The sequence below is a fragment of the Microcoleus sp. C2D2 genome (assembly GCF_036702495.1).
Lineage (GTDB): Bacteria > Cyanobacteriota > Cyanobacteriia > Cyanobacteriales > Microcoleaceae > Microcoleus.
The window spans coordinates 90,846-104,906 of record NZ_JAUBTO010000002.1 but is presented as its reverse complement, the minus strand read 5'-3'; the positions used below and the strand labels follow the sequence as shown (position 1 = coordinate 104,906).

Below are 14,061 nucleotides of genomic sequence, written 5' to 3'. Positions count from 1 at the left end.
GGAATTTACCTACACCATTTCCTAAGGCGTGAAATGATGGCTACAGTTAGCCAAATAAGGCTGAAAGAATCCGGATAGTAGAAGCTGAATTTATTTAAAAATTCACGATAAATTTGGCAGTTGTTTCTCATCTGTAACGGTCAAAAATCCCATTGGGTAACACCACTAAAAAATTAATGCGGATAAAAATAGATGAAAAAAAATATATTTTAAGATGGCCGCAGCTCGAAATGTGGTGTTAAGATGTAATCACATAAGCCTGATGAGATGGCTCCCGGGTATATCTACTAGTAAAGTCCTTAATGGAGTATCGAATATGAGTTCTAAATTCGCTCAAGTTAACTCACAATTTTTTTTAAAAAAACGGCCACTGCGCTCCTTAGTCTTCATTGACTCTGCCGTGGAATATTACGAGTCAATTGCAGCGGGAGTGCTGCCTGGACAGCAGGTAGTAATAGTCGATCGCACCAAAAACGGCATCGAACAAATCACCTCTGAACTTGAAAACTACGCCTCTACTAACGGAGCGATAGACTCGGTTCACATTATTTCTCACGGCAATTCTGGCAGCCTACAACTCGGCAATACCGCTCTGGATTCAGATAACATAGAGCAATACAAAAGCCAGTTGGAAAAGTGGCATACTTCACTAGCCCCAGGAGCAGACATGATGCTCTACGGGTGCCATGTAGCCGCCGGTACAGGTGCTCGTTTCGTCGATCGATTCAGTCAATTAACCGGGGCTGACGTTGCCGCATCCACCAACATAACCGGCCGCGACGGCGACTGGAATTTAGAATTTGTTAAGGGCAAAATTGAATCTCCCTTAGCCTTGGAACCCGAGGCTATGGCAAGTTACCAAGGTAATTTAGCTACTATCGTGGTAGTCAACAATAGCGAGAGCGGGCGCGGTTCATTAAGGGCTGCGATCGACAGCGCTAGTGCAGGCGATACAATTACCTTCGATCCACTTTTAGCCCGCAAAACCATTACCCTCACCAACGGTCAACTCGATATTCCCGTTGGCAAAAACATCACCATCGACGGCGCCGCAGCACCGGGTTTAACCATCAGCGGTAACAACGCATCCCGCGTCTTTTATGTCAATGCCAACGTTGTGACTGCTACCAATTTTGCTGTCAAAAACCTCGCTATTATCAACGGCAAAACGGCGGAGAACGGTGGGGCAATCTTTACAACTGACGAAGTATTGATGACCGTAGAAAACGTTCAGTTTACCAACAACGTTGCCGATAAAGGCGGCGGTGCAATGTACCTCGGCTGGAACAGCAGCCTGACCGTTACCAACAGTAAGTTCACCGAAAATAATGCCACCGCAGGCAACGACGAACGCGGTGCTGGGGCTATTGCTTTTGTCAGCCCTAAAAACCTGACCGTGCGCAACAGCGACTTCATCAACAACAAGGGAATTAACGGCGGGGCAATTAATAGCCTAAACGGCAAACTAACAATTGAGAACTCGCGATTTATTGGCAACGACACCACCGCAGGCGTTTACGCCACAGGCAGCGGCAATCCTTTTTTAAGGGGTTTCGGCGGCGCCCTTTACACAGACAGAGCCAGTTCTACTAACGAGTCTTCCGGCACAATTAAGATTACCAAAAGCGAATTTAAAGACAACAAAGGCCGGGGCGAAGGCGGAGCAGCTTACCTGTATACCGCCCCTGGAGACAGCGTAACTCTTGCAGATAGCCTCTTCGAAAACAACGAAGTTCTGCCGCTTCCCGGCGGCGGCAACGGCGGAATTGGCGGCGCTTTGGTGCAAATGAACAACGGCAACAACCAGGGATTTACCATCTCGAATACCACATTTACTGGCAATAAAGCTCCCGTTCAAGGTGGCGCCCTTTGGGTCATCGATACACCTACCACAATTACCAACAGCACTTTTTCTGGCAACAAGGTTACTAATACTGCTGTTGATAGCTTTGGCTTTGTCGGCGGTGCAATGGCTCTTTATGCCCCCACAACTATTGTCAACAATACGATTGCCGACAATTACGCCAGCGGGGCTGGCGGAGGTATCTCAGCCGCCGAAGGTAAGCCTGTCAGCGTCCAAAACACGATTTTTTCCAATAACACGTCCGGGAATCCGTATGGCATTCAGCAGCACACCAGCAGCGAATTAACCGACAAAGGAGGCAATTTTCAGTGGCCGGTCAAAAAAACCACTAGCTCCAACGATTACAATGCGACCGCAAGTATTACGATCGCAGACCCCTTACTCGACTCTTTGCAAAACATTAACGGCGCTTTAGTCAGACCGCTGCTGGCAGGAAGTCCGGCAATTGATAAAGGGATTGCAATTGGCGCACCAGCTACAGATCAGCGCGGCGTCAGTCGTCCTCAAGATGGCGACATAATTCCAGGTGCGATCGTGGACAGCGGCTCTTTTGAATTCGCAGGTACTGTCGTCCCGACACCGACACCGACTCCGGCGCCAACTCCGACTCCGGCGCCAACTCCGACTCCGGCGCCAACTCCGACTCCGGCGCCAACTCCGACTCCTGCACCGACTGAGACTCCGGCGCCAACTCCGACTCCTGCACCGACTCCTGCACCGACTCCTGCGCCAGCACCGACTCCGACTCCGGCGCCAACTCCGACTCCAGCACCGACTGAGACTCCTGCACCGACTCCGGCGCCAGCACCGACTGAGACTCCTGCACCGACTGAGACTCCTGCACCGACTCCGGCGCCAGCACCGACTCCGGCGCCAGCACCGACTGAGACTCCTGCACCGACTCCGGCGCCAGCACCGACTGAGACTCCTGCACCGACTCCGACTCCAGCACCAACTGAGACTCCTGCACCGACTGAGACTCCTGCACCGACTCCGGCGCCAGCACCGACTGAGACTCCAGCACCGACTCCGACTCCAGCACCAACTGAGACTCCAGCACCGACTCCGACTCCACCAGTGACTCCGACTCCAGCACCGACTCCGACTCCAACGGAGACACCGGCCTCGGATTATTCCCTGCTAGATGAGCTCAACCCCCCGGCTCTCGACTCTGCTGCCATCACCCCCAACCCCGTCGCAGAAACTCTCAACGGCGGTAACGATGGCGATTACATCATCGCCGGCGGCATGAACTGGTTGATTAACGGACTTGCCGGCAACGATGTTATTTACGCTCTCGGCGGCAATGACAACATCATCGGCGGTGAAGGTAACGACTTGCTCTTCGGCAATAAAGGCAGCGATTTCCTCCAAGGCGACGCGGGCAACGATACCATCTACGGCGGCAAAGATAATGACACTGTTCTTGGCTCCGATGGATCCGACTTTTTGATGGGAGATATCGGCAATGATACTATTGCCGCCGGCGGTGGCAACGACAGCATTTTTGGCGGCAAAGATGACGATATGTTGTGGGGTGAAGATGGCGACGACTACATTGAGGGCAACTTAGGAAATGACACAATTAATGCTGGAAACGGCAACGATATTGCCTTTGGCAATGAAGGTGCAGACCTGATTTTTGGCTTCCAAGGAAATGACACGCTTTACGGCGACAAAGAAAACGACAGTCTTGATAGCGGTGAGGGCAACGACTTGCTGTTAGGCGGCCATGGAAACGATGTGCTGTGGGGCGACACCGATAACGATACCTTGTACGGTGGTAAGGGTAATGATATCCTCAGCGGCGGTGCTGGGAACGATTTCCTCAGCGGCGATGTTGGGGACGATACTTTGATGGGCGGTTCGGGAAATGATGTATTTCTGCTAAATCATCAAAGTTTGGGTAGCGTCATTATTACTGATTTCCGCAAAGGCGAGGACTTAATTGGGTTAATTACCGATTGGAGTTTCGATAAACTTAGTTTTAGTTCGAGCAACAATCAAACTTTGATTACCGTGACGGACACCAATCAATTGTTAGCGAAGCTTAACGGTGTTGCGCCCGGTATTCTCACCGCTAGCGATTTCACTCAGGTAACAATCTAACTGCCTCTGGTAGGGTGCGCCATCAGCACCTTACTACGGCGCAACATCGGGTAGGGTGCGCCATCAGCACCTTACTACGGGCGCAACATCGGGTAGGGTGCGCCATCAGCACCGCCCGAATAAAGCAAGCTTTCTCAACAACTAAATTTCGGATTTTTCCGAAGTTTTTGCGATTTGGAAAACAAGTTAAATTAACCGGACCTTGCCCCGCGCGATATTAAACCTCCAAGCAAACCCCCATCAGTGGGGGAATCGGGATGAGATCCCTCGCCCGATACATGACTGCAATGTCAGTGAAACCCCCTGTAAATCGAAGGCTCTCTGCAGCAAAGAAATCGGCGTCGTCAGCTTATCAAAACTAACCGAAACACCCCCTAATTTAGGCTACACTCGATTTTTAGTAATCGTCCCCAAATTCATCAGCAATATCCGAAAATTTTGAACCGGAAAACGTTCAGAAGTGCGTTTCGTTGCAGCTTTCCGTTTCGCTGGAGTCTCATATCATGTCCGGGTAATGACTTATAATAAAGATGGAATCTTTACAGTGCATCTGAGCTTTGGCCAAAACCTATGGCGCTCGATCGCCACTTAGGTATCGAAGAACTGTTTTCCCGTTACCGTCAAGCAACGCCGCCAATGGAACTGGGTCATTACCAAATAATTTGGTTGTTGGCAACAGGTTTGACGGCTTTGGAGGTATCTCAAGTAACAGGTTATACCTAAAACAAATGACTTTTCGTCTACGTGTGACTCGACCTGAGCTTCGGGAAGCAGACCCAATCGAACTTGAAAATTGGAAAAAAAACTTCAGGCCCGGCCCTACTTTTTCCCAGCTCAATATCCAAATGCTGAGAGAGAAGTTTGGATTATGGATGAACACAGATTGGGCCTTCATCCCCGACGAAGAAAGGAGGTGGATACCGTTGCCAGAACAGCCGTGAGCTACCTACCAACAAAAGTACAGCACTTCCGGATGTTATGAGGTACAGTAGCAGCAATTAGTAAACCAGTTTTTGAGATGTTTGGGATTCATTAAGTCAAGAGCCACAGCAATTATGGTGTCAACCATTTTAGTAGTGGTTGGTGAAAACTGTCGCAACAAAGATTTAAGCTGAGACCACCATAATTCAATCGGATTAAAATCAGGAGAGTAGGGGGACAAACACAATATAGAAGAACCCACAGCTTCAATCATAGGCTTAATAGAAGCTAGTTTATGAGCGGGTAAATTATCCATAACTACTACGGCTCCCGACCACAATCGTGGGACCAAACATTTCAAGGGTAAATACTTCAAATGCTTGGCTATCCATCGAGTTATCTATTGTCATTAATGCCACTACTTCCGGGAGAGTAATTGCACCAATTACTGTGACTTTTTTCCCTCGATAAAAAGGTTTTACTCCCGAGGCTCTAGTTCCTTCGAGCGTGCATGAGTTCGTCTTAAACCTAGCAAAACTCCAGTCTCATCTAAAAATACTAAATTTTTGGGCTCGATATTATTGACTTTTTCCCAATACTCTAACCTTAACTTCATGACTCTTTCTGTGCCTGCTTGGCTACGACTAACTGTTTTTTTTTTAGATTTAATCCCAACTTTTGTAACGCGCTACACATTGCTGTTCTACCTACCCAATTTCCTGTCTTTTGGGCGAATAACTCACACAATTCTACCAACGTTGCATCGGAATGTGCTGCCACTATTTCTCTTAATTCAGTTGACGCATTATTCAAATAACTGTATCTCGGTTTACCCCTGGGTTTCGGCTGTAAATTACCCTCTATTTTTTGTTGCTTGACAAGTTTTTGAACTAAGCTTTTACTCACGGCAAATATTTCTGCTGTTTTTCTGATCGACAGCTTCTGTTCTAAATGGGCTGCTACTATGAAAGGAGCGCAAATCTACTGAGTATGCTTTCATTGGTATAATATTATTTTTAGTCGATTCTATTGTATCTCATAACATCCGGAAGTGCTGTATCAATGGATGTGGTTATATGGGTTTGTACATCCAGCTGAAGGTGAAACATATTGGTGGATTCTACCCTGTGTGAAAACTTCTGTATTTAATCGGTTTTAGCGGAATTTGCTGCTGAATAAGGCTAGGGAAAAAACCAACGGATTCTTCTGAGACTCGACTCTGCTGGCTGGCAGAGCCCGTAATGATTTAGTCCTACCTGAAGGGATTGATTTAATCGAATTACCTGCATACTCACCCTGATTGCCACCTGCTCAACGGTTATGGCCTCTCACCCATGAAGTTGTTGCCAATTTTTCTCCAGTATCCTGAGATGAACTCGAAGAACTTTTAGTCTACCGTTGCCTGCAAGCTGATGAAACAGCACGATTTAATCAAAGGATTAACTTGCTATTATATCGTTTCCGGTTGGATGAGAATGATAAAGTCAAGGTCAATAATTCCACATTCCCCCACGGACGACGGACAACTCCCAACGGACCATAATTCCGGTGTAACCGGAATTGATATTACTGGTGGCCGAGAACGCCGGGCAGCTTAATCGCTCCTCATGTGCAATAGCGAAGAAGTCTCTCTTTCCCCAGCCCCAGGGCGTGAGTGCCAGCAACAAATTTTAGCGAGTTTGAGGGTCTTCTTTACCAGACCAGACAGGGTCCGCTCACGACAATCAACACAATTTATTGTTGGTAATCGCGGGTTACAAACAGCAGATTTAACAGGAGCCGGCAACTGGATGAACCGTGTTTGGCAGCCACGTGCGATCGCACTCACGCATCGGACTGGTCCCTCAAACCCCTTTTCGGCTTAATTATAACTAATCATCCGGACTTGATATCAGATTTAACCGGGACAACCACCGAACCAGACTCGCCCGGTATCTAACCACTCCTCATCCTCAAACAGCAACGGTGCTAATCTTGCTCCACATATGCCATTCCGCGTAATCAGCCAACAAACATCAAAACAGGTGCGATCGTACCCCGTAGGGCTGGCGCGGTGATAAATCAGACGCATATTCAAATCGATAGTTTTATAACAGCGAAATGCCTGCTCGACTTGGGACAAACTCTTATAGGCTTTCACGGTTTCAGAGTCATCTAATACCTCGGCACAGACTGAAGTACGAATTACATACATTTCATCTAAATGCGCTTCTGCTTCAATTTTCTCACTATTGCGCTCGTAACTCAAACTGTTGTCGGTAATCAAGAGAAGACAATGCTTTGGTACACTGTAGCGATTGATAATTTTCCCCACTCTCACCCCAAATTTTTCTGCTCCCACCAGCCGACGATTCGAGGGTGTTGGATCTGCGACAATTTTATCTAATTCTTTCTCTGTTGCTTGTAGCAGTGCTTCTGAGGTGGCGGCTCGTAAAGATGCTAAAAACGGATTCCGACAGGGGATTAAATTCTCTCCTGGATAATCCGGTGATTGGATAGAAGCTAAATCGCTTGCAAGAGAACAGCGACAGTTGTATCACAAGAGTGTTCGACCAACTCTCGGACTTGCGGTACTCTTAACGCGGTAATCAGCGTCTAAATCTTCTCTCCCCTTCAACTCTTCTTCTATTGGCGCCCAAGTAAGTACACCTCGATCGCCCACCAAGACTACCCGTTTAATCCCAAACCGCTCCCGGACTTTTTCCAGTATAGGGCTTAAAGTTTTAGCATCGTTGATATTACCTTCAAAGACTTCTACGGCGATAGGAAATCCAGCGGCGTCACAGAGTAATCCGAAGATGATTTGTAATTTCCCTTTTTTCTTGTCCCGCGAATAGCCGTATCGGGCGATGGGACAGGTTCCTCAAAATAAGTGGAAGTCACATCTGGTGAGAATTAAGCTACCATCACACAGGTGTTTGGCGGCTAAACTTTGTTCGATTTCCTGTTGTCGTTCACCCAACGCATCCATTGCTTTATAAAGCTCGTCAGAGTGTGCATCTTGAACTTTTAAGATTTCTGAGAGTGTGCTGCTGACTGTATCTGTGGATAGTCCGCGAGCCGTAGCTCGCTTTGGCAGCGGGGTGGATAATTCCAGCCACCGCGCATCGCGGTGACTAACTCTCCTTGGCGACTTGCTCGATGGCTAATTAGTGATTCGCGTCCAATATTTTTGAGTGTGCGTAACACGGAGGCGACGTGACCGTGAGATAGGGAACGTTGGATCTCAAAAACGGATTCTAAGTTATAAATAGCGGCGTCGCCGTATTAGCAAAACTCTCAGCCCTTCGATGGCATCATCCGGCAATTTAGAGAGGTTAGCTAGGGTGCGCTTGCGTACTTTGCCATCCTATCCATAGGACTGACGCAAGAGGGCGGCGGGTGGGGAATTGCGGTTGGGGGCTTTTTTGAGGCGGATTATTATCATTTTCTCACACTTTCCACCCAACAATCTGAAGAAAATCTGAATTGACATGACTGCGACTGCGGTACTCTCAAATGGGGGAAACCTATAGCTCGTGGGCGATAGCTCTCCACGGAACCTGAGGAGCCGGGGGTAAGTTCCGATTAACCAAGCACCAAGCTGTGATCCAGGTTACTTGGTTGTTGATAAGGCGAATGTATGATGTACTGGCTAAAGCAATTCTCAGGAATTCGGAACCGCAGATATGTTTTTTGGATTTACCACGACTCAGGCAAAAAAATGGTTTAATGCGCTACTTATATCGGTAAGGTGCGCATTGCAAACCTGCAATATATAGGTTCTGCGTCCTGGAATATTTACATGACATCCTCTGCGGTTAATTGCTAGAAAACTCGCAATCGTTATCCTTACAGAGCAAAAGGTGATTATGGATACAAGTCTCGGATGCATTCAGGGAGAAAAATAAAAATTTCCATAAAATTTAATTTCCCAGATTTATCATTGAGGTTTTAATCCTGCCTGCTGCCTTCTGCATCTGGTGCCTTCAGCTTTCAAAGTGAATCTACCAGCAAATAGTAAACATTCTCATTGGTATACAAAATGAACTCAACTTTTGCCACTAACATTGATGCACAATCTGTTCTCCGCAATTCTCGTTCTAAATCTATTGTCTTCATTGACTCCGGCTTAGATGACTATCAAACTCTTGCGGGCGGCGTGCTTCCCGGTGCAGAGATCATCATTTTAGATAAAAATGGCAACGGAGTGGAGCAAATTACTGCGCAACTGCAAACAATTGCTGCTGCGGGGGTAACTGTAGACCAAGTTCACATTTTTTCTCACGGCAATTCTGGCAGCTTGCAGCTTGGTTCTGCGACGTTGAATTCGGATAATTTGCCGCAATATGAAAGCCAGTTGCAAGGGTGGCGAAATGCGCTGAGCGACAAAGCAGATATTGTGCTTTACGGTTGCTATGTTGCTGCGGGTTCGGGGAGGGATTTTGTCTATCGCCTGGGCGAGTTAACCGGGGCTGATATTGCAGCATCTAGCGATCGCACTGGCCGCGGTGGTAGCTGGAATTTGGAGTTTGCCACAGGGGATATTGAAGCACCGCTAGCCTTGACTCCAGAAGCAATGGCGGATTACCGAGGGACTTTAGGGACTATTACCGTTACCAACAATAATGATAGCGGGCCCGGTTCCTTGAGAAATGCGTGCGCCTCCGCAGCGGCCGGCGATACGATTACATTTGCCCCCAGTCTTGCCAATCAAAAAATTACTCTCTCGAACGGTGAACTTTTCCTTAAAAGAGACGTGATAATTGATGGATCTAGTGCTGGAAAAATGACCATCAGCGGCAACAATGCTTCGCGGGTGTTCCTGATCGACGGTTCAACCAATGTTACTCTAAAAAACCTGATTATTACCAACGGCAAAGCTCCTGGAACCGATGCGAATAATGAGAAAACTAGCGCGGGTGGTGGCATTCGAACGGAAGGTTACAGCACTTTAACTTTAGAATATTGCGAAGTCAATAATAATGTTGCCGGTTTGGGCGGCGGCATTCACGCGGGTTTCCGCAGCAAGACGACTGTAATTGGCAGCAAGTTTAGCGGCAATGACGGTTCGCTAGCGAAGAATACCGAACGCGGTGGCGGCGCGATTGGCACTAAAAGCGGGGGTGAGCTGACTGTCAGAGATAGCGAATTTACAAATAACAAAGGCGGCTACGGCGGTGCTATTAATAACCTGTTGGGCAGCATGACGATCGAAAACAGTAAATTCAGCGGCAACGTGACAGATCAAGGCCCAGGCGGGGCAGTTTACGTGGATGGTGCTAATGCTTCCGGCCCGAATTCAATGCCTGGCCCTGTTCCCGGAAATATTGTCATCCGCAACAGCACTTTTGATAGCAATATCGGAGCGGGAGAAGGAGGAGCAGCATTTTTATTTGGCTATTCTAAAGATAAGATGGTTTTGGAAAATAGCATTTTTATTAACAATAAAGCTGTTAAAAATAAATCGGGAAGTGGAGGTACTGGAGGCGCTGTCCGCCACGGCAATACGGATTTGAGTGTGATAAACACCACCTTTGTCAACAACACAGCCCTGGATCACGCCGGCGCTATGTCGTTAGGAGAAGAGGGAAATACCACCATTCTTAACAGTACATTTTCCGGCAACAGCGCTGCTAATCAGGGTGGAGGATTGGTTGTCGTTAGGTACGATTCCTTTTGGACTAACATCACTAATTCCACTTTTGCTAATAATACTGCTGGTCAATATGGGGGAGGTATTAGTGTTTTTGGCAGTCTTGTGAAATCGCCAATTACTGTCAAAAATTCGATTTTTGATAGGAATACGGCAGCTAATCCTTATAAAATTTGGCAGCACACGACAGGGGCGCTACTTGACGGGGGAAACAATATTCAATTTCCCGCTAAACAGACGTCGAATGTGGCTCACGATACTAATGTGACCCCAAAGGTTTCGATCGCAGACCCGTTACTCGCCCCTTTGCAAAACCTCAACGGCACTTTAGTCAGGCCCCTGCTAGCCACAAGTCCGGTAATTAACAAAGGTATTGGTGCGATCGCGCCGGCGACCCCTCCGTCCGGTTCGGGTCGCCCTCCAGAACCGACTCCGACTCCCGCACCGGCTCCGGCTCCCGCACCGGCTCCGGCTCCCGCACCGGCTCCGGCTCCCGCACCGGCTCCGGCTCCCGCACCAGCACCGGCTCCAGCACCGGCTCCGGCTCCCGCACCAGCTCCGGCTCCCGCACCGGCTCCGGCTCCCGCACCAGCTCCAGCACCAGCACCAGCTCCGGCTCCCGCACCGGCTCCCGCACCGGCTCCGGCTCCAGCACCAGCTCCGGCTCCAGCACCGGCTCCGGCTCCAGCACCGGCTCCGGCTCCAGCACCGGCTCCAGCACCGGCTCCGGCTCCAGCACCGACTGCGACTCCAGCACCGACTCCGGCTCCAGCACCGGCTCCGGCTCCAGCACCGGCTCCGGCTCCAGCACCGGCTCCAGCACCGGCTCCGGCACCGGCTCCAGCACCGGCTCCGGCACCGGCTCCCGCACCGACTCCGGCTCCCGCACCGGCACCGGCTCCCGCACCGGCACCGGCTCCCGCACCGGCACCGGCTCCCGCACCGACTCCGGCTCCGACTCCTGCACCGACTACACCACCGACTCCGATTCCAACTGAGACACCGGCCTCGGATTATTGCCTGCTAGATGAGCTCACCCCCCCGGCTCTCGACTCTGCTGCCCTCACCCCCAACCCCGTCGCAGAAACTCTCAACGGCGGTAAGGATGGCGATTACATCATCGCCGGCGGCATGAACTGGTTGATTAACGGACTTGCCGGCAACGATGTTATTTACGCTCTCGGCGGCAATGACAACATCGAAGGCGGTGCAGGTAACGACTTGCTCTTCGGCAATAAAGGCAACGATTTCCTCCAAGGCGGCGCGGGCAACGATAGCATCCACGCCGGCAAAGATAATGACACTGTTCTTGGCTCCGATGGCGAGGACTTTTTGACGGGAGAGATCGGCAAGGATACTGTTGTCGGCGGCCGTGGCAACGACAGCATTTTTGGCGGCAAAGATGACGATATGTTGCTCGGTGAAGATGGCGACGACTACATTGAGGGCAACTTAGGAAATGACACAATTAATGCTGGAAATGGCAACGATATTGCCTTTGGCAATGAAGGTGCAGACCTGATTTTTGGCTTCCAAGGAAATGACACGCTTTACGGCGACCAAGAAAACGACAGTCTCGATGGCGGTGAGGGCAAGGACTTCCTGTTAGGCGACGATGGAAACGATGTGCTGTGCGGCGACACCGATGACGATATCCTTTACGGTGGTAATGGTAATGATATCCTCAGCGGCGGTGCTGGGAACGATTTCCTCAGCGGCGATGATGGGGAGGATACTTTGACCGGCGGTTCGGGAAAGGATGTATTTTTCCTAAATCAAGGTTTGGGTAGCGTCATTATTACTGATTTCCGCAAAGGCGAGGACTTAATTGGGTTACCTTCCGGTTTTAGTTACAATCAACTTAGTTTTATTTCGAGCAACAATCAAACTTTGATTACCGTGAGGGACACCAATCAATTGTTAGCGAAGCTTAACGGTGTTACGCCCGGTAGTTTCACCGCTAGCGATTGCGTTGAGGTAAAAATGTAACTGCCTCTGGTAGGGTGTGCCATAAGCACCTTAGCAGAGGCGGAACATCTGGTAGGGTGTACAACGGGTACCGCCCGAATAAAGCAAGCTTTCTCAAAAACTAAATTTCGGATTTTTTGGAAGTTTTTGCGATCGGGCAAACAGGTAAAATTCACCTGGGGGGGGGTGACAAAGAGGGCTAAGAGCTAGACTGAATCTGACTTACAGCCCTCATCCCCCGTTGGTAAAAGTAGCGTTTATTCGGGGTTAATGTCATTAACTCGCTTAATCTATCCGGCCTATTTGTCCAGGTATGTTAGCCATTGTTGGCTATCTAGACCAGTCTCAAAGCTACTCGGTCTTGGATACTTTCTTTTGGACTCTTTATGACGAACAATATACTCTGTAACCGATTTCATGCAAGAGAGTTGTCCCTTGCATGACAGCACTACTATAGGCAAGTGCTATTAATAAATTTAAGGCCATCACTCGCTGACCTTTTAAGGCTGTTGCCTCTAAATAATAGCCTCCAGTTTTATAATCTCGGCACATTTCTTCAATTCCCATCTGCTTCGGATAGGCGGCGAGCGCACTCTTGAAAGAGCCTAAATTTGTCAGAATAGACCTCTTGCAAAAATAACTAGGACGGGCAAGATGCCCATCCCACAAAAAAAAATAACTCTTGTGGGATGGGCATCTTGCCCGTCCTATAAATTTATGAGAAGGACTTTTGCAAGAGGTCTAATAAACCAACCCTCCTTAACGGATACCCCTCGATATTTCGTTTTCCATTTACAAGCTACATCAAATCCCCCTACCGGTTGAGTTTTTCGGACTTTGACTCAAGAGAAATAGAGAGAGATTCGGGGAACCAATCCTACCTCATTCAATGCTTCCCGTATCTGAGGTTCGGTTTTGATACACGAGCGAGCATTTCAGTCTGATATCAATTCCGGTTACACCGGAATGATGGTCCGTTGGGAGTCGTCCGTCGGCAGTGGGGGAATGTGGAATTATTGACCTTGACTTTATCATTCCCATGCAACCGGAATGATGGGGAGTCGTCCGTCGTCCGTCGTCCGTTGGCAGTGGGGGAATGTGGAATTATTGACTTTGACTTTATTATTCCCCTCCAACCGGAAACGATATAACTACTACTTTATAATCTTTCAATAGCGGTAAAATTTTTGCGATCGCATCCCTTTGCTCAGTTACATTGCTACGGACTAGCTTAGGTAACAGTTACCAGAATAAAGGGATAGCTCTCGAATGGCACACCAGGCAAACCAAGAGTATATCGATCTAACCCCTGCCAGGTGCGATCGCAATTGATAAAGTCTGACCCACTTGGCAATAGGTAGTTAACTAATAAGTGATGAAGAGATACCAAATCTGACTGATTGTTAGTTGAGCCAAATTCAATAACCTCTGTAATTTCCGACGCTGAAAGGGGCGTGGTAATGGGGTAGGGAAACGCAGAGGCTCATGGCTCCAACTCCACTTGCCTGGACGATTGCAGGAGATTGAGCAAGATGCCTAATACTAAAAACTGAGCACGAGTTAA

8 protein-coding genes are annotated in these 14,061 nt (G+C 48.8%); 3 read left to right on the top strand and 5 right to left on the bottom strand.

Translation table 11 applies throughout. From position 1 onward, the window contains the following. The first annotated feature begins 316 nt into the window (after window positions 1–316). Window positions 317–3,973 (top strand): DUF4347 domain-containing protein, encoded by a 3,657-nt coding sequence (locus tag QUB61_RS01370; protein ID WP_333126698.1) that lies wholly within the window; start codon window positions 317–319, stop codon window positions 3,971–3,973. Window positions 3,974–4,543: 570 nt separating this feature from the next. Continuing rightward, on the top strand, window positions 4,544–4,696 hold the full coding sequence (locus QUB61_RS01365) for a hypothetical protein (protein ID WP_333126695.1): 153 nt from the start codon (window positions 4,544–4,546) through the stop codon (window positions 4,694–4,696). 253 nt (window positions 4,697–4,949) lie between these two features. Here QUB61_RS01365 and QUB61_RS01360 read toward each other — a convergent pair whose 3' ends face one another. The 4 genes from QUB61_RS01360 to QUB61_RS39710 form a co-directional block, all read right to left on the bottom strand. Then, the gene (locus tag QUB61_RS01360) at window positions 4,950–5,234 is read right to left on the bottom strand and encodes a transposase (RefSeq protein ID WP_333126742.1); all 285 of its coding nucleotides are present in this window, start codon (window positions 5,232–5,234) and stop codon (window positions 4,950–4,952) included. 272 nt (window positions 5,235–5,506) lie between these two features. Beyond that, complete coding sequence (locus QUB61_RS01355; RefSeq protein ID WP_445300613.1) at window positions 5,507–5,860, bottom strand: helix-turn-helix domain-containing protein; 354 nt, start codon at window positions 5,858–5,860, stop codon at window positions 5,507–5,509. 931 nt (window positions 5,861–6,791) lie between these two features. After that, entirely contained in the window at window positions 6,792–7,235 is a 444-nt protein-coding gene (locus QUB61_RS01350; protein ID WP_333126689.1) for a hypothetical protein, read from the bottom strand. Window positions 7,236–7,430: 195 nt separating this feature from the next. Further along, window positions 7,431–7,745: a transposase gene (locus QUB61_RS39710; RefSeq protein WP_445300205.1), complete on the bottom strand. Its 315-nt coding sequence runs from the start codon at window positions 7,743–7,745 to the stop codon at window positions 7,431–7,433. A gap of 1,173 nt (window positions 7,746–8,918) precedes the next feature. Between QUB61_RS39710 and QUB61_RS01345 the strand changes: the two genes are divergently transcribed. Further along, on the top strand, window positions 8,919–12,518 hold the full coding sequence (locus QUB61_RS01345) for a DUF4347 domain-containing protein (RefSeq protein ID WP_333126686.1): 3,600 nt from the start codon (window positions 8,919–8,921) through the stop codon (window positions 12,516–12,518). Between the two features lie 363 nt (window positions 12,519–12,881). On the opposite strand, the gene QUB61_RS01340 is transcribed toward QUB61_RS01345, so the two are convergent. Then, window positions 12,882–13,064 (bottom strand): hypothetical protein, encoded by a 183-nt coding sequence (locus QUB61_RS01340; RefSeq protein WP_333126683.1) that lies wholly within the window; start codon window positions 13,062–13,064, stop codon window positions 12,882–12,884. Window positions 13,065–14,061: the final 997 nt, after the last annotated feature.

Bases quoted from the DNA above. Each gene is read 5' to 3' on its own strand.
- QUB61_RS01370 (WP_333126698.1), top strand. From the start codon at position 317: ATGAGTTCTAAATTCGCTCAAGTTAACTCACAATTTTTTTTAAAAAAA.
- QUB61_RS01365 (WP_333126695.1), top strand. From the start codon at position 4,544: ATGGCGCTCGATCGCCACTTAGGTATCGAAGAACTGTTTTCCCGTTAC.
- QUB61_RS01345 (WP_333126686.1), top strand. From the start codon at position 8,919: ATGAACTCAACTTTTGCCACTAACATTGATGCACAATCTGTTCTCCGC.
- QUB61_RS01340 (WP_333126683.1), bottom strand. From the start codon at position 13,064: ATGGGAATTGAAGAAATGTGCCGAGATTATAAAACTGGAGGCTATTAT.